This window comes from Streptococcus sp. 2022WUSS135, assembly GCF_044427045.1.
Classification (GTDB): domain Bacteria; phylum Bacillota; class Bacilli; order Lactobacillales; family Streptococcaceae; genus Streptococcus; species Streptococcus hashimotonensis.
On the sequence record NZ_JAOTGL010000011.1, the window covers coordinates 13,252 to 30,343 of the forward strand.

The 17,092-nt window shown below is 45.8% G+C and carries 12 protein-coding genes; all 12 read left to right on the top strand.

From position 1 onward, the window contains the following. Positions 1-350 precede the first annotated feature (350 nt). A complete protein-coding gene (gene adhE, locus ODU45_RS05000; RefSeq protein WP_105257118.1) occupies positions 351-3,002 on the top strand; it encodes a bifunctional acetaldehyde-CoA/alcohol dehydrogenase in 2,652 nt (883 codons plus the stop codon). Between the two features lie 430 nt (positions 3,003-3,432). Next, complete coding sequence (gene thrC, locus ODU45_RS05005; protein ID WP_398580875.1) at positions 3,433-4,917, top strand: threonine synthase; 1,485 nt, start codon at positions 3,433-3,435, stop codon at positions 4,915-4,917. 127 nt (positions 4,918-5,044) lie between these two features. After that, positions 5,045-6,805: an ABC transporter ATP-binding protein/permease gene (locus ODU45_RS05010; RefSeq protein ID WP_398580876.1), complete on the top strand. Its 1,761-nt coding sequence runs from the start codon at positions 5,045-5,047 to the stop codon at positions 6,803-6,805. Beyond that, positions 6,798-8,459 carry an ABC transporter ATP-binding protein gene (locus ODU45_RS05015; RefSeq protein ID WP_398580877.1) on the top strand — a complete coding sequence of 554 codons (1,662 nt, stop codon included), beginning with the start codon at positions 6,798-6,800 and terminating at the stop codon, positions 8,457-8,459. Before ODU45_RS05010 ends, ODU45_RS05015 begins: the two co-directional genes overlap by 8 nt. Beyond that, on the top strand, positions 8,460-9,053 hold the full coding sequence (locus tag ODU45_RS05020; RefSeq protein WP_398580878.1) for an MptD family putative ECF transporter S component: 594 nt from the start codon (positions 8,460-8,462) through the stop codon (positions 9,051-9,053). Continuing rightward, complete coding sequence (locus ODU45_RS05025; RefSeq protein WP_398580879.1) at positions 9,050-9,709, top strand: energy-coupling factor transporter transmembrane component T; 660 nt, start codon at positions 9,050-9,052, stop codon at positions 9,707-9,709. Before ODU45_RS05020 ends, ODU45_RS05025 begins: the two co-directional genes overlap by 4 nt. Continuing rightward, the gene (locus ODU45_RS05030; protein ID WP_398580880.1) at positions 9,673-11,100 is read left to right on the top strand and encodes an ABC transporter ATP-binding protein; all 1,428 of its coding nucleotides are present in this window, start codon (positions 9,673-9,675) and stop codon (positions 11,098-11,100) included. Before ODU45_RS05025 ends, ODU45_RS05030 begins: the two co-directional genes overlap by 37 nt. A gap of 5 nt (positions 11,101-11,105) precedes the next feature. Continuing rightward, a complete protein-coding gene (locus ODU45_RS05035; RefSeq protein ID WP_398580881.1) occupies positions 11,106-12,383 on the top strand; it encodes an MATE family efflux transporter in 1,278 nt (425 codons plus the stop codon). Positions 12,384-12,917: 534 nt separating this feature from the next. Next, positions 12,918-13,853 carry a mevalonate kinase gene (gene mvk, locus ODU45_RS05040; RefSeq protein WP_398580882.1) on the top strand — a complete coding sequence of 312 codons (936 nt, stop codon included), beginning with the start codon at positions 12,918-12,920 and terminating at the stop codon, positions 13,851-13,853. Next, positions 13,846-14,871, top strand: coding sequence for a diphosphomevalonate decarboxylase (gene mvaD, locus ODU45_RS05045; RefSeq protein WP_398580883.1), 1,026 nt, complete (start codon positions 13,846-13,848; stop codon positions 14,869-14,871). The genes mvk and mvaD overlap by 8 nt, the downstream gene beginning before the upstream one ends. Before the next feature lies 1 nt (position 14,872). Next, entirely contained in the window at positions 14,873-15,952 is a 1,080-nt protein-coding gene (locus ODU45_RS05050; RefSeq protein WP_398580884.1) for a phosphomevalonate kinase, read from the top strand. 10 nt (positions 15,953-15,962) lie between these two features. Then, the gene (gene fni / locus ODU45_RS05055; protein WP_105121559.1) at positions 15,963-17,060 is read left to right on the top strand and encodes a type 2 isopentenyl-diphosphate Delta-isomerase; all 1,098 of its coding nucleotides are present in this window, start codon (positions 15,963-15,965) and stop codon (positions 17,058-17,060) included. Positions 17,061-17,092 lie beyond the last annotated feature (32 nt).

Genomic DNA, 17,092 nt, shown 5'->3' on the forward strand with positions numbered 1-17,092 from the left:
TAGAAAAGAAGGGACAAATGAACATGAAATTGAAAATTATCACGTAATTACTACAATATTTTCAAAAAAATCTATTTACTTGGAAGCGTTTTCTTGATAAACTAGTATCGGAAATGTTAGAGAAAGAATAAATGATAAAGATTTGTCTTACTTTATGTATTTTTTGACCAAACAAAGCAGAAACAAACCTGAATGTTTTCTGAAAACAAGAAAAAGTAAACGCTTTCTATAGCAAAACAGAAAAAATGTGAAAAAATTAACAATTTCTCTTTACAAATAAAATAAAAAATAGTAGAATAACATTGTGAAAAAGTTAACAAATAGTTAGCGAGTATATTTGGAGGAACACAATGGCTGATAAAAAAGTAGTATCACCAGAAGAAAAGTTGGTAGAAGCGCGCAAGCACGTCGATGAGCTTGTTCAAAAAGGTTTGGTTGCTCTTGATGAGTTCCGTAAACTTGGTCAAGAAGAAGTAGACTATATTGTAGCGAAAGCTTCGGTTGCAGCCCTTGATAAACACGGTGAATTGGCAATGCACGCCTTTGAAGAAACCAAGCGTGGTGTATTCGAAGACAAGGCTACTAAGAACTTGTTTGCCTGTGAGCACGTTGTCAATAACATGCGCCACACGAAAACTGTTGGTGTTATCGAAGAAGATGAAGTGACAGGTTTGACTTTGATTGCTGAGCCGGTCGGTGTTGTTTGTGGTATCACACCAACAACAAACCCAACTTCTACAGCAATCTTTAAATCATTGATTGCCTTGAAGACACGTAATCCAATTGTCTTTGCCTTCCACCCATCTGCACAAGAATCTTCTGCTCATGCAGCTCGTGTTGTCTATGAAGCAGCTGTGGCAGCTGGTGCCCCTGAAAACTGTATCCAGTGGGTAACAAAACCATCTATGGAAGCAACGTCTGAGTTGATGAAACATGATGGTATTGCAACAATCCTTGCAACTGGTGGTAACGCAATGGTGCGTGCAGCTTACTCTTGTGGTAAACCTGCCCTCGGTGTAGGTGCAGGTAACGTTCCAGCCTATGTTGAAAAATCAGCAAACATCCGTCAGGCAGCACATGACATCGTGATGTCTAAGTCATTTGATAACGGTATGGTCTGTGCGTCAGAACAAGCAGTTATCATTGATAAAGAAGTTTACGATGAGTTTGTAGCAGAATTCAAGTCTTACAAAACTTACTTCGTTAATAAGAAAGAAAAAGCTCTTCTTGAAGAATACTGCTTCGGTGTGAAAGCTAACAGCAAAAACTGTGCAGAAGGCAAATTGAACGCAGACATCGTTGGTCGCCCAGCTGCATGGATTGCTGAGCAGGCTGGCTTCTCAGTACCAGAAGGTACAAATATCTTGGCAGCTGAGGTTGCTGAAATCGGTGAAAAAGAGCCATTGACTCGTGAGAAATTGTCACCTGTTATTGCCGTCTTGAAAGTTGATGGTCGTGCAGAAGGTCTTGAAGCAGCTCGCCAAATGGTTGAATTCCACGGTCTCGGTCACTCTGCAGCTATTCATACGGAAGACGCAGAATTGGCGAAAGAGTTTGGTACAATCGTACGTGCTATCCGTGTTATTTGGAACTCTCCATCTACTTTCGGTGGTATCGGTGATGTTTACAACGCATTCTTGCCATCATTGACACTTGGTTGTGGTTCTTACGGACGCAACTCAATCAGTGATAACGTAAGTGCTATGAACTTGCTCAACATCAAGAAAGTAGGAAGACGTAGAAATAATATGCAATGGTTTAAAGTTCCTTCTAAAACATACTTCGAACGTGATTCTATCCAATATCTCCAAAAATGTCGTGACGTTGAACGTGTCATGATCGTTACAGACCGTGCTATGGTAGAACTTGGATTCCTAGATCGTATCATCGAACAATTGGACCTTCGTCGTAATAAAGTTGTTTACCAAATCTTCTCAGACGTTGAGCCAGATCCAGACATCACAACAGTTTATAAAGGTACAGAATTGATGCGTACCTTCAAACCAGATACAATCATCGCACTCGGTGGTGGTTCACCAATGGATGCTGCCAAAGTTATGTGGCTCTTCTACGAACAACCAACAGTTGATTTCCATGACCTAGTTCAAAAATTCATGGATATCCGTAAACGTGCCTTCAAGTTCCCAGAACTTGGTAAGAAATCTAAGTTTATTGCGATTCCAACTACATCAGGTACAGGTTCAGAAGTAACACCGTTTGCCGTAATCTCTGATAAAGCAAACAACCGTAAATACCCAATCGCTGACTACTCATTGACACCAACTGTGGCAATCGTTGACCCAGCACTCGTATTGACAGTACCTGCACACGTTACAGCAGATACTGGTATGGACGTATTGACTCACGCTACAGAAGCATACGTTTCAACAGTAGCAAACGACTTTACAGATGGTTTAGCACTTCAAGCTATCAAACTAGTATTTGAAAACCTTGAAAGCTCAGTGAAGAATGCTGACTTTGTATCACGTGAGAAAATGCACAACGCATCAACTATGGCAGGTATGGCCTTCGCCAACGCATTCCTAGGTATTTCTCACTCAATGGCTCATAAGATTGGTGGACGTTTCCATACTGTTCACGGTCGTACAAACGCTATCTTGCTTCCATATGTTATCCGCTACAACGGTACTCGTCCAGCTAAGACAGCTACATGGCCTAAGTACAACTACTATAAAGCAGATGAAAAATACCAAGACATCGCTCGTCTTCTAGGCTTGCCATGTTCAACACCAGAAGAAGCTGTTGCTGCATACGCACAAGCAGTTTACGACCTCGGTGAACGCATCGGTATCCAAATGAACTTGAAAGCACAAGGTATCGACGAGAAAGAACTTAAAGAACACTCTCGCGAATTGGCTCTTCTTGCCTACGAAGACCAATGTACACCAGCTAACCCACGTCTAGCAATGGTTGACCACATGCAAGAAATCATCGAAGACGCCTACTACGGTTACAAAGAACGTCCAGGTCGCATCAAGTAAGGATTTTCGTCACGATACATCGATAAAGCTCCTTGCCTAACTTTAGTTATGCCTACGTCGCTTTGCCTTGTCTCGTTTAGAAAATCATTCCTTGATGGTTTAGCTTCGCCTTCGCCTTCGTCAATCTGCCTAGAAAGGCTTAGGACTAGAATCGTTTCGGCATCAAGTCCTAGTTCGTAGAGTATACTGAGCTTTGCTCAGTTGAACGGAGTATGATTTATAGGTAAATTGCCTCCAAATATCGTAAGACAATCCCCTAATGAAAAATAGGGGATTGTTTGCTTAGAAATAATGGTGGAGATACTGAAAAAGCGAAAGTGGTTGGAAAGTTAGGGTTTAGCCGAGAAAAAGAGACTTTTCTATCTATCTTTCACAATTTTCTGTCAATTTGTGGTAGAATAGAAAAAATAGATTTTTTATGAGGGATACCATGACATTAGTATATCAATCAACACGCGATGCTAAAAATACTGTATCGGCTAGTCAGGCGATTTTACAAGGCTTGGCGACCGACGGTGGTTTGTTTACACCGATTTCTATTCCAACAGTTGACTTGGATTTTTCTGTTCTCAAAGACGCTTCTTATCAAGAAGTTGCCAAGTTGATTTTATCGGCTTTCTTGGACGATTTCACGGCAGACGAGCTGGATTACTGTATCAACAATGCCTACGACAGCAAGTTTGACACGTCAGTTATTGCCCCAGTTGTCAAGCTAAAAGGTCAGTACAACTTGGAGCTCTTCCGAGGCTCAACCATTGCCTTCAAGGACATGGCTCTGTCCATCCTCCCTTACTTGATGACGACGGCGGCTAAAAAGCACGGTTTGGAAAATGAGATTGTCATCTTGACCGCGACTTCAGGTGATACAGGTAAGGCAGCCATGGCTGGTTTTGCAGACGTTCCTGGCACGCAAATCATTGTTTTCTACCCACGTGGCGGGGTGTCTAAGGTCCAAGAATTGCAGATGACCACGCAGACAGGGGCTAATACTCACGTGGTGGCTATTGATGGAAACTTTGACGATGCCCAAACCAACGTCAAGCACATGTTCAATGATGAGGCCCTTCGTGCCAAGTTGGCGGCCAAGAAACTCCAGTTTTCATCTGCCAACTCCATGAACATCGGCCGCTTGGTGCCCCAGATTGTTTACTATGTCTATGCCTACGCTCAGCTAGTCAAGACTGGCGAGATTGCGGCGGGTGACAAGGTCAACTTCACCGTTCCGACAGGCAACTTCGGTAACATCTTGGCGGCTTACTACGCTAAGCAAATCGGTCTGCCAGTTGGCAAGCTCATCTGTGCGTCCAATGACAACAATGTCTTGACTGACTTCTTCTCGACTGGCGTTTACGACAAGAACCGCACCTTCCGCGTGACTACCAGTCCGTCCATGGATATCTTGGTATCCTCTAACTTGGAGCGCTTGATTTTCCACCTCTTTGGAAATGACGCTGCAAAAACAGCTGAGCTGATGGAAGCTTTGAACACAGCTGGTCAGTATGACATTCAAGGAGCTGACGCGGACATCTTATCTCTCTTTGCTGCCGCCTTTGCGACAGAAGAAGAAACCGCTGCGGAAATCAAGCGTGTCTATGAGGAGTCAGACTACATTGAAGATCCACATACGGCTGTTGCCTCAGCTGTCTATAAACAGTATGTGGAGCAAACAGGGGACCAGACTCCGACAGTGATTGCTTCTACAGCAAGTCCTTACAAGTTCCCAGTAGTTGCGGTTGAGGCTGTGACAGACCAGTCAGGCTTGACTGACTTCGAAGCCCTTGCAAAACTGCATGAGATTTCAGGTGTAGCCCTGCCACCAGCTGTGGATGGATTGGAAACAGCACCTGTTCGCCACAATACCGTTGTTGCAGCTGCAGATATGCAGGCTGAAGTAGAGCGTTACTTGGGTGTTTAATAAAAAATGAATTATGACAAACTGCTTATTTTGAGCAGTTTGTTTTCTTTTTGTAATTTAAATTAAAATTTACAGATAATTCAAAGAATGATATACTATATAGGAATACTTGTAGATGAGGTGGCGTATGGCACAAGAACAGGGGAAAATCTCCAGAGAAAAGAAAAAAGCCCTCTTGAAGCGGCTCAAAGAACGCATCAAGCCCAAGATGAAGCTGGTCTATTTGGCAGCCTTTCTATCCTGGGTACAATTTTTGATGCGGATTATTTCCTTCTATCTGATTGCTAAGGGCTTTGTGACCTACTATGAGGGTGGGCAGGTTGATTTAGTACAGTTTGTCCTCATCTTGCTGGGGCTCAATGCCTTTGGTTATGGTGTGGCCTTGATTGCCAAGCGTTTGCAGGGCTTGGGCTCCCAGTTTGCTCGGGATTCGCTCAAGCAGTCCTTCTTTGAGGCTCTCTTGGCCAAGAACGGTCAGTTTGAGTCAAAAGCGACAGCGGCGGATGTCTTTAACATCGCTTCGCAAGGGATTGACAGCCTGGATACCTACTATTCCTACTACATGGCTTCTTCCTTGCGGACCCAGTTCAACTGTGCGACTGTTCTCTTTCTGGTCTTTCTGATTTTCCCGCTGGGTGCGGTCATCTTCATCTTGGCCCTGCCTCTGATTCCCATTTCCATCATCGCTATGCAGAAGCGGTCCAAGCGGATCATGAATCGCTACTGGGGCTCCTACATGGATGTGGGCAATCTTTTCCTGGACGACCTCAAGGGGCTCAACACCCTTTATTCCTATCAGGCGGACGCGGCTTATGAAAAGACCTTCAATGAGCAGGCGGAGGACTTCCGCGATGCGACCATGGAGTTGCTCAGTTTCCAGCTGCAAGCGGTGGGCTATATGGATGCGGTCATGTATCTGGGGATTGGTCTGTCTGGTTTTGTGGCGGTCAATAGCCTAGCGGCAGGCAATCTCTCCCTCTTTAGTATGCTTTTCTTTGTCCTCATTGCGACGGAGTTTTTTGCACCCATACGGGAGCAGGGCTACGGTATGCACTTGGTCATGATGAATACCAAGATGGCGGATCGCATTTTTGGTTTCCTGGACAGCATGACAGCGGAGCAGGAAATCGATGCTGCCCATGTGCCTGCTTTTGACAGTCTGAAACTGGAAAATATGGCCTTTGCCTACGGAGAAAAGCCAGTCTTGAAAGATATTTCCATGACCATGACAGCTGGTAAGGTCTATGCCTTGGCAGGTGAGTCAGGGCAGGGGAAAACGACCTTGGCCCAGTTGCTCTTGCGACGCTTGCAGGCAGATAAGGGAGCGATTTACTTGGGTGAGCAGGAGATTTCAGGTGTCAGTCAGGTATCTCTGAATGAGCAGGTCCTCTATGTGTCGGGCCGGTCAACCTTGCTCAATCAGTCGATTTATGAGAATTTACGTATGGCTGGTGATTGGACCAAGGAGGACATCTTGGCTTGGGCAGATCAGCATGGGGTCTTGCAGTTTGTCAAGAATCTGCCGGACGGTTTGGATACGATTGTGGGCGATGACGGTGCTTTCTTGTCACCGGGTCAACGCCAGCAGGTCATCTGTGCCCGTGCGGTTTTGGCCAAACGCTCGCTCTATATCTTTGACGAGGTGACTTCTAGCGTCGATCAGGACAATGAAGGCTTGATTTACGATTTGATTAACTTGGTGGCCAAGGATGCCATTGTCATTATTATTACCCATAAGATGAAGCAAGTGGAGCAGGCAGATGATATTCTCTTCTTGTCTGCGGAGGGGGCTGTGACAGGCAACCATGCTACACTTTATCAGACTAGCTCGGCCTATCGTCAGCTGGTCGACCAACAAAGAGAATTGGAGGAAGCCGTTTATGGATAAGAAAGAAATGCCGACACGGGTGCTGATTCCGAGACTCTTGGGCTCGATGAAACACCTCTTGCCACGGATTACGGTGGCGGTTTGCTTTGCGGTCTTGGGACAGGTGGTAACCATTGCTATTCCAGTAACCCTGGTCTATCTGGCTTTTGATGCCCTTGCTGGCAATCCTGCTCCGCTATGGACCTTGGGAGCTTTAGTCATTCTAGCTCTTCTGCGTGGGGCCTTCCGCTATGGCGAGCACTACTTCGGTCACTATGTGGCCTTTCATACCCTGGCTGCCTACCGCCGTCTGATTTTTGCGAAATTGCGGGCCCTGGCTCCTGGGAAATTGGACCGGCAGGACAGTGGTAGCCTGCTCAAGATGATTGGGGAGGACATTGAGGCCTTGGAGGTTTTCTTTGCCCATACCATTGCTCCGATTTGTACAGGGATTTTGGTGGCTCTTGGCTTGACGGTCTATTTTGGTCTGTCCAGCTGGGGCTTGGCTCTCTTGGCTCTGGTGACCTACGCCCTTCTAGCGATTGCCATTCCCAATCGGTTTGCCCAGCAGTTACAACCCTTGCTCAAGGAGCAAAATGCTAGTCGCAAGGGCTATGTGTCCTACTTTATTGAAAGCCTTAAGAGCATGAAGGATCTGATGCAATTCCAGCAGACAGATGCTCGTTTTGCCACTCTGACGAACAAAAGTCAGGAGGTCAACGGTCAGGAGCGAAAGGTTGCCCAGACCAACTTTATGCAATATGCTGTGTCATTCTTAGTGGTAGGTCTGTCTATCATGGGCTTTACCTGGCTGACCTTCGACTTGGTTGGCAGTCAGAGCTTGGACCTGGCGACTGGAGTAGCCCTCCTGGTTTCCTTTACCAGTTCCTTTGCTCCCTTCTTGGAGCTCAGCCGTCTGCCTCTTGGTTTCAAGCGGGCTATGAATGCTGGTCGGAACATCTATGCTCTTTTGGATGAAAAAGAAGCAGAGCGAACAGGTGACTTGGTTGAGGTCAGCGTAAAAGATATTGCTATTGAGCAAGTTGACTTCGATTATGATGACCGAGAAACAGGGCTCTATCGCAATCTGTCTGTCCAGTTTGAACAGGGTGGCATCGTTGGTCTGGTCGGTGAGTCTGGTGCAGGAAAATCCACCTTGATGAAATTGATCATGCGGTGGTATGACTGGCAGCAAGGTCAAATCAACCTGTCTGGCTTGGATAGTCGGAAGGTAGACAAGGCTCATTTGCAGGGCTCCTTTGCATATGTACCTCAGGTACCACAAATCTTCCGCCAGACCATTCGGGACAATCTCCTCTTGGGGCGGACGGATGTGTCAGACGAAACCATCATGGACTTGGCAGAAAAATGCCACATGAAAGAACGGATTTTGGCAGCACCGCAGGGCTTGGATACGATTGTGGAAGCCAGTGACTTTTCAGCAGGAGAAGGACAACGCTTGGAACTCATGCGAGCCTTGCTCAAAAATGCAGACTGCTATATCTTTGATGAGCCGACCAGCAACTTGGATTCGCTCAATGAAGCCCGTTTTATCCAGCTGGTCAAGGCACACTGTCAGGGCATGGTCTTCTTGATTTCCCATAGAAGCTCAACCATGGCTTGTGCAGATACCATTTTCCGCTTGGAAGACGGACAATTAGTAAAGGAAAAATAAATGAAGAAATTACAAGTAAAAGATCTGATGGTAACAGGGGCTTTTGCTGCCCTCTACTTTGTTTGTGTTGGTCTAGGAACCTTGTTGAGCTTGGTTTTTGATCGTTCGGGTAATATGATGTATGCACCTGCTGGAGCAGCCCTTTTGGCAGGACCTGTTTATATGTTATTGGTAGCCAAGGTTGGTAAATTTGGTTCAATTAGTCTAGTTGGAGCAGTAATGGCCTGTTTCTTTTTCCTATCAGGCTATACGACAGCGGCCTTTCTCCCTAGTTTGACCTTTGGTTTTTTGGCAGAAATGGTAGCGAAGTCAGGTCACTATAAACAAAAATGGACCAATCTTCTTAGCTATATCATTTTCTCTTTTGGAAACCTGGGACCTATTATTCTTATGTGGTTCATGCGTGATGCCTATGAGGCCAATCTTTTGGCACATGGAAAATCAGCAGAATACATCGCTCGTGTCATGCTTGATTTCACTCCAGGGAATGTACTCTGGTTGTCAACGACCATTATCTTAACAGCTCTTATCAGTGGTCTGTTTGGTCAATATATGCTTCAGCGCTATTTTAAACAATCAGGTTATCTTTCATGAAATTAGATGCTCGTACAAAAATTATTCTCGTCATCTTCACTAGTTTTACCTATGGGATGCGTCTCACAATATTAGAAAATGCAGTGTTGGTCTTAGGCCTTAGCCTGCTTTTCTGGTTTTCTAGAAAGCGGAAAATGGCTATAATGAGTCCGATAGCCTATGCTATGTTTTGTCTGTTATCCTATATTATATTTTTTCCAGCATGGCTGACGCATTTGTTGCTTGTATTGACCTATACATGGCCTCCGCTTTTGGCAGGACATCTATTGCTGATGACGACAAGTGGTTACGAACTCATTCATGGCTTGCGGAAATGGCACCTGTCAGAGGTATTTCTTTTGACGTTGGGAGTAATGTTTCGTTTCCTGCCTGCCATTAAACAGGATGCTCGTACGATTTGTGCCTCTTTGAAGGTTAGAGGAATTTTTTTACGGAAGAGAGATGTGGTTTGTAAGCCACTCCAGTACATGGAGTTTTTCTTGGTTCCCTTGATGATGTCTCTCTTGCGAACAGCTCAGGAATTGACAGTAGCCAGTCTGACAAAAGGTTTGGCTGTATCTACAAAATCACCTGCATATATTCGGTCGTCTTGGACCGTGCTAGATTGGAGTCTTTGCTTATGTTGTCTCGTTTTTCTGATTCTCGTCCGGCTGTGACGGTAAAAAATGTAGCATTAACTTATTCAGGGGCAGATAAACCAGCCTTGCAGATAGAGGATTTGACCATTCCAGAAGGCCAGTGTGTTGTTTTATGTGGGCAGAGTGGCTCTGGGAAGTCTAGTTTTCTCAAGGTACTGAATGGTTTGACGCCAGAATATTATCCTGCTCAGCTTTCGGGACAAATTTTCTTAGGGGACTTGGATTTACAAAAATCTAGTCTGGAAGAAACATCTCGGCACATTGCTTCAGTCTTTCAGCATCCGTCTACTCAATTTTTTCATAGTCAGGTCTTGCAGGAATTGGTTTTCCCTTGTGAAAATCAGGGTTTATCAAGAGAAGAAATCGAGAATCGCCTGGCTTGGGTTATGGAATTATTTGGTTTGGCTTCTCTTAGCCAGCGAACGATTTCCAGTCTATCAGGTGGTCAGCAACAACGTCTAGCCTTGGCTGTTGCAGCCATGCAAGGGACAGATGTCTTGGTTTTAGATGAGCCGACTGCCAACCTAGATCAGGAAGGGATTGCGATTGTACAGGACATCTTGAAAACTTTAAAAAGCCAAGGAAAGACCATTATTATTGCCGAGCATAGACTGTCTTATCTCAGCCAGTTGGCAGATCGCTATTTATATTTTCAAGATGGGCAAGTGGTGACGGATTATCTAGCAGATGAGTTTTTAAGCCGGACAGAAGAATGCCGTCAGGATATGGGACTGCGTTGTTATGACTCGGAGCCTTATGGGCGGGCAATAGCGGAGCTGGCGGACCAGTTTGTTAATGATAAAGAGGGTTTACTTGTTGAAAATTTATCGGTAAGTCAGAAAGAGAATACTCTCTACGAGATTGAAAAACTTTGCTTGGCACCAGGACAGGTGGTGGGTTTGGTTGGAGCGAATGGTTCTGGAAAAACAAGCCTTGCTCGTTATCTGGTCGGTTTAGCGGAAGATAAGAAGAGTAGGATTTCTTGGCAAGGTCAAACCTTGTCTGGTCGCCAGAGATTGGAAAAAACAGCCTTTGTTATGCAGGATGTTCGACTCCAACTATTTGCTGAAAGTGTTAAGCGAGAACTTACTCTTGGAAGGAAAAATAGAGCTGTCGATGAACGTTTGGTAGCTCGTTTTGGTCTATCGGATTTGTTGGAGAGGCATCCGGTCAGTTTATCGGGTGGTGAACAACAGCGCGTGATGATAGTGGCCAGCTTACTGGCAGATAAGGAAATTTTCATTTTTGATGAACCGACGAGCGGCTTGGATTTGAGACGAATGCAACAAGTTGCTTCTGCTTTAGTAGACTTAAAAATGAAGAATAAGTTGGTTTTGTTAATTTCTCACGATGAAGAGCTATTGAATCTTGTTTGTGATAAAATAGTAGATATTAAACAGTTGAAATAGAGATTATGAACAAACAAACCTATAAAGAAATTTTAACCATTGCCTTTCCAGCCATGGGGGAAAACCTTCTCCAGATGTTAATGGGGGTAGTAGACTCTTATCTAGTAGCCAGTATTGGCATCGTAGCTTTGTCTGGAGTTTCCCTTGCTAATAATATTTTAGCCGTCTATCAGGCGGTTTTTATTGCCCTAGCAGCAGCGGTGTCTTCTCGTTTGGCTCAGACTTTGGGTGAAGAGGACTCAGAAGGCATTGGAGGAACTGCTAGTGAAAGTGTCAAGTTTACAGTTTTTATCGGTCTTCTTTTAGGGATTTTTTCAGTTCTGGCAGGTCCAATAGTACTTACTAGCTTGGGAGCAGAGTCAGAAGTGGTACGGGCTGGAGGTCTTTATTTGATATTGGTTGGTGGGGGAGCGCTTTTTTTGGGACTTATGACAAGTTTGAGTGCAATCTTACGAACCTTGGGGGAACCACGTTTTCCTATGTATATCAGCCTGTTTTCTAACATTTTAAATGCACTATTTTCAGCATTTGCAGTCTTTGTGCTTCATGCAGGTGTAGCTGGGGTTGCGATTGGAACGGTATTATCGCGATTGATTGGTTGTAGTCTGCTTTGGTCTCGCTTACCGATTTCTTTAAAACCATGGACCTGGTCCTTTGATAAAGAACTGCTTAGACTTGCCCTGCCAGCAACTGGTGAACGGTTGATGATGCGGGTGGGAGATGTGGTAGTCGTAGCTTTGATTACCAGCTTAGGAACAGCGACGATAGCTGGAAATGCGATTGGAGAAACCCTGACGCAGTTTAATTATATGCCGGCTTTAGGGATTGCTACCGCGACAATCATCCTTACAGCGAAACACAGACAGGATAAGGCTATGGTTCGACATATTTTTCGAACAAGCTTTGGCCTTTCTTTGCTGTTTATGTTTTTGGTGGCTGGTGTGACTTATTTTGCGGGGCCTTTCCTAATCGGCCTTTATACTAAGGATATTCAAGCAGCACAAGCTAGTCAAACAGTATTATTTTATGCCATGTTGGGAGTTCCCTTTACAGCTGGCACTCTTATTTTGACAGCTCTTTGGCAAGGTTTAGGAAATGCTAGATTACCCTTTTATGCCACAACTATCGGTATGTGGCTAGTGCGGATTGGCATAGCTTGTTTACTTGTAACATTTTTTAAAATCGGTTTGTCAGCCATTTGGATTGCAACGATTTTAGATAATGCCTTCCGAGCAGGGGTGCTATTTTTTCAGTATAGGTATTCAAAACAAGAATCAATTTAAGATAAGGCTAAGAAAACTTTCAGTTTCTTTTAAGTTAGTAGCTATATACTATATTCAAGCTAGAAATAGCGAATTTACTGAATAGTATTCAGTATCGTCATCCGTAAGAGCTAAAGCTCAAACGGCTGGCATATCTTTTTCATATAATCTCCTAGAGAACAGTCGGCCGCGGTCGGCTGTTTTCGTGTTTGGGCACATTTTGGAAGTTTGTTTAGTTTATATTCGTCCATCTTTTCACCTAAAGGTGTCCCTATCTCTAAGTCGCACGCGACAAAGAGCTAGGTATCATATAATCTCCTAGAGAACAGTCGGCTGCGGTCGGCTGTTTTCGTGTTTCGGCACATTTTGGAAGTTTGCTTAGTTATATTCGTCCATCTTTTCACCTAAAGGTGTCCCTATCTCTAAGTCGCACGCGACAAAGAGCTAGGTATCATATAATCTCCTAGAGAACAGTCGGCCGCGGTCGGCTGTTTTCGTATGTTCTATTCTTATGTAAAAATGGTATAATAGTAGTGATTGTATAAGGAGAAAAGTATGTCGGTAGTAGGAAAAGCAAATGGGAAAATCATTTTGATGGGAGAGCATGCGGTGGTCTATGGGCAACCAGCAATTGCTATGCCTTTTTCTGCTGTTGAAATTATTGCTCAGGTAACTGCTCAAGGGGAAGCGCTGACTGTTGCTTGTGACTTCTATAAAGGCTTAGTTCACAAGATGCCAAAAATCTGGGAAAGCCTCAAGCACGCCATTCGTTTTTCGCTCTATCGCATTGGTGCGCCGACAGACCCAGCGATTCATATTGAGATTAGTTCGACTATTCCCGCCGAGCGAGGCATGGGCTCCAGTGCAGCTGTGGCAGTTGCAGTAGCACGCGCCCTCTTTGCCTACTATGAAAAAGAACTGACCGACAGTGAACTCTGGGACATCGTTCAGTCCTCGGAAAAAATTGCCCACGGCAACCCATCGGGCATTGATGCGGCGACCACCAGCGGCAAGTCCCCCGTCTTTTTTATCAAGCACCAGCCCATCGAACCCTTGGAGCTGAAACTCCATGCCCACTTGGTAGTGGCTGATACAGGCGTGACGGGAAATACCTTAGAAGCCATTTCAGACGTGGCGGATTTGTTGGAGAAAAAGCCAGAGGCTATCAAGCTAGTAGAAGAACTGGGCACCTTGACCCGACAGGCCAAGGAAGATTTGGCCACAGACCAGGCAGAGCTTCTAGGCAGCAGAATGAACCAAGCTCATGCCCTCCTGCAAAAATTAGGCGTGTCTGATCCCAGCCTGGATAAGTTAGCCAGCCTTGCCCAAGAAAATGGAGCCCTCGGAGCCAAATTAACTGGTGGTGGCCGAGGAGGCTGCATGATTGCCCTGGCAAGAACAGCCCAGGATGCCCAAAAACTTGCACACATCCTTGACCAAGCAGGTGCCCGCCAAACCTGGATACAGTACTTAGGAGAAACCAATGACTAAACAAACAGGCATTGCCCGTGCCCATACCAATATTGCCTTGATTAAATACTGGGGAAAACGCGATAAGGAATTATTCCTACCTATGAATTCCAGTTTATCCCTGACCCTTGACGCATTTTATACCGATACCAAGGTCGTTTTTGACCCAGAATTAACTGCGGATGAGTTCTATCTCAACGGAATCTTACAAAAAGAAAAAGAAATTTTAAAAATTTCTCGATTTTTGGATTTGTTTTGCGAATATATAGGTGAAAGGGCATTTGCCCGAGTGGAAAGTCTAAATTTTGTTCCGACTGCGGCTGGTTTGGCCAGCTCAGCATCAGCCTTCGCAGCACTTGCACTTGCAACTGCAACAGCCTTGGATTTAGATTTGTCACCAGCCACCCTATCAACCCTTGCTCGTAGGGGTTCTGGCTCTAGCACACGTAGCCTATTCGGTGGATTTGTCGAGTGGGATATGGGAACGGGTTCGGAAGATTCTATGGCTCATCCCATTGACGATGCCGATTGGGATATTGCCATGGTCGTCTTAGCCGTCAATACTGGACCGAAAAAAATTGCCAGCCGAGAGGGAATGGACCACACGATTGCCACCTCGCCATTTTATTCCGCCTGGGTAGAAACTGCCAAACAAGACTTAGTGGACATCAAGGCAGCTATTGCTAACCGTGATTTTGAAAAACTTGGTCAAATCACAGAGCACAATGGCATGAAAATGCATGCAACAACGCTTTCTGCCAATCCGCCCTTTACCTACTGGTCAGCCGATAGCCTAGTGGCCCAAGAGGCAGTCCGTCAGGTTCGTGAGGAAAGTGGCTTATCAGCCTACATGACCATGGATGCCGGACCAAATGTCAAGGTCCTCTGTCGAGCAAGTCAAATGGATGAGCTAGTAGCTGAATTGACCAAAGTCTTCCCAAGGGAGAAAATCATTACCAGCAAGCCTGGTCCTGCTGCCTATGTCCTCAGCGAAGACGAGTGGCAGGCCTCACAAGTAGCGTTTGAGAAGGGCTTGTAGCATGAAAGTACAAGTAAAGATACCTGGAAAACTATTTCTAGCAGGGGAATACGCAGTTGTCGAAGCAGGTTATCCCGCAGTGATTGCGGCTCTTGACCAATACCTGACTGTCACCATTGAAACAAGTGACCGAGGCCTACTTCATTCCAGCCAGCAAGCAGACCTCTATCTGACCTGGGAGCGTAAGGAAGGTGCCCTTCATGTCCAAGGGGACCATCCCTATGCTCTGATTGAAACAGCTATGCAGGTGACAGAAGCCTATCTGACAGCCAAAGGTCAGTCCTGTCAAGCAACCTACAGCCTAGCGGTCCAATCTGACCTGGATGACCAGACTTCAGGTGCCAAGTATGGCCTGGGTTCGTCAGGGGCAGTGACAGTTGCGACGGTCAAGGCCCTGTTAATCTACTACGGTCACCGACCAGATGCCCTGCTGACCTACAAGCTGGCAGCCCTGGCCCAGACCAAGCTAGGTATGACAGGTTCCTTCGGTGACTTGGCGGCTTCCAGTTTTGGTGGCTTGATCGCCTATCATTCCCTGGACCGTTCTTGGCTTTTAGGGAAAATGGCAGAGCTCTCCCTGCTTGATCTGGTAGAAAGTGATTGGCAAGGTTTGTCCATCAGCCCTATCCAGCTGCCTGAAGGCTTAGAACTCTTGGTTGGCTGGACAGGGTCGGCGGCTTCGACAGATCGATTGGTTTCCCAGATGGAAAGCCAAAAAAGTCAGGCAGAAAAAGAACACATTCATAGCCAGTTTCTAGCCGACTCCAAGACCTGTGTAGAGCAGTTGATAGTAGCTTGTCAGACAAATGACTCAGCGTCAGTAAGACAGGCCATTTCTCAGAACCGCAAGCTCTTACAAGATTTTGAGAGAGGAATGGGCTTGGTCATTGAAACGCCTCGACTGAGCCAACTCTGTGACCTGGCCCAGACTTATGGAGCGGTGGCCAAGTCATCTGGTGCAGGCGGTGGTGACTGCGGCATTTGCTTGGTAGACAGTAAGGAACAAAAAGTAGCGATTGAGAAGGCTTGGCAACAAGCCGGCATTCTACCACTCCAACTAAAGATCACAAGTAGAGAATAAGGAGAACCCTATGTTTTATCTAGGAGAATTTGGTTTAGACCGCAAGGATCAACACGTTGGCTTGGCCAACCAGCAATATAGTGCCACACCGGCCAAGGACTTTACGGAGACCTTGTTTGTCCATCATTCCCTACCTCAGACCAAGGTGGATGAAGTGGATATTTCGACCAGCGTAGCTGGTTTGGACTTTGCCTTTCCTTTCTTCATCAATGCCATGACCGGTGGAAGCAAGAAGACGCGGGAAATCAATCGTCTCTTGGGAATTATGGGGCATTTTGGGAAGATTGCTCTGGCTTCAGGTTCGGTTAGTGCGGCGATCAAGGATCCGTCTGTTGCGGAAACCTTCTCCGTTATGCGTCGTGAAAATCCTTACGGGATTATCTTTGCCAATCTAGGTGCCCACCACAGTGTCGAGAATGCCAAGCGGGCGGTGGATTTGTTGGAGGCCAATGCCATCCAAATCCATGTCAATGCACCCCAGGAGATTGTTATGCCTGAGGGAGACCGTGATTTTACCATGTGGTTGAAGAATATCGAAACCTTGGTGCGGGAGATGGAAGTACCGGTCATCGTCAAGGAAGTTGGTTTTGGGATGAGCCGTGAAACAGTAGCACAACTGGCTTCTGTCGGTGTCAAGACCATTGATGTGTCAGGTACAGGGGGGACAGATTTCGCCAAGATTGAAAATGCCCGTCGGACCTTCAATGATTATGCCTATTTAGAAGGTTGGGGGCAGTCTACCGTGACTTCCTTGGTAGAAGCCATGTCTGTTTCTGAAGATATCCGTCCAAGCTTGATTGCATCTGGTGGCATTAAAACGCCGCTAGATATTGTCAAATCATTGGCCCTCGGTGCAGACCTTGTTGGTATGTCCAATCATTTCCTTCAGTATGTCAAGGATGGTAAGGGGCATCGTTTTGATGACGGCCTGCAGGCTATTAAAACCTTCCAATGGCAGATGGCAGAAATCATGACCATGCTGGGTGCTAAGAACATTGCGGAACTCCGTCAGAAAGATTTGGTCTTGGCTCCAAATGTACAAAACTGGTGCGAAGCGCGTGGGATTGACTGGAAAGCCTATGCCCGTCGGTCACAATTGGTAAAATAAATACGTACGTTAGAGGTAGAAACTAGACGATT

Coding starts and splice junctions, on each gene's coding strand:
- adhE (WP_105257118.1), top strand. CDS start 351: ATGGCTGATAAAAAAGTAGTATCACCAGAAGAAAAGTTGGTAGAAGCG.
- thrC (WP_398580875.1), top strand. CDS start 3,433: ATGACATTAGTATATCAATCAACACGCGATGCTAAAAATACTGTATCG.
- ODU45_RS05010 (WP_398580876.1), top strand. CDS start 5,045: ATGGCACAAGAACAGGGGAAAATCTCCAGAGAAAAGAAAAAAGCCCTC.
- ODU45_RS05015 (WP_398580877.1), top strand. CDS start 6,798: ATGGATAAGAAAGAAATGCCGACACGGGTGCTGATTCCGAGACTCTTG.
- ODU45_RS05020 (WP_398580878.1), top strand. CDS start 8,460: ATGAAGAAATTACAAGTAAAAGATCTGATGGTAACAGGGGCTTTTGCT.
- ODU45_RS05025 (WP_398580879.1), top strand. CDS start 9,050: ATGAAATTAGATGCTCGTACAAAAATTATTCTCGTCATCTTCACTAGT.
- ODU45_RS05030 (WP_398580880.1), top strand. CDS start 9,673: ATGTTGTCTCGTTTTTCTGATTCTCGTCCGGCTGTGACGGTAAAAAAT.
- ODU45_RS05035 (WP_398580881.1), top strand. CDS start 11,106: ATGAACAAACAAACCTATAAAGAAATTTTAACCATTGCCTTTCCAGCC.
- mvk (WP_398580882.1), top strand. CDS start 12,918: ATGTCGGTAGTAGGAAAAGCAAATGGGAAAATCATTTTGATGGGAGAG.
- mvaD (WP_398580883.1), top strand. CDS start 13,846: ATGACTAAACAAACAGGCATTGCCCGTGCCCATACCAATATTGCCTTG.
- ODU45_RS05050 (WP_398580884.1), top strand. CDS start 14,873: ATGAAAGTACAAGTAAAGATACCTGGAAAACTATTTCTAGCAGGGGAA.
- fni (WP_105121559.1), top strand. CDS start 15,963: ATGTTTTATCTAGGAGAATTTGGTTTAGACCGCAAGGATCAACACGTT.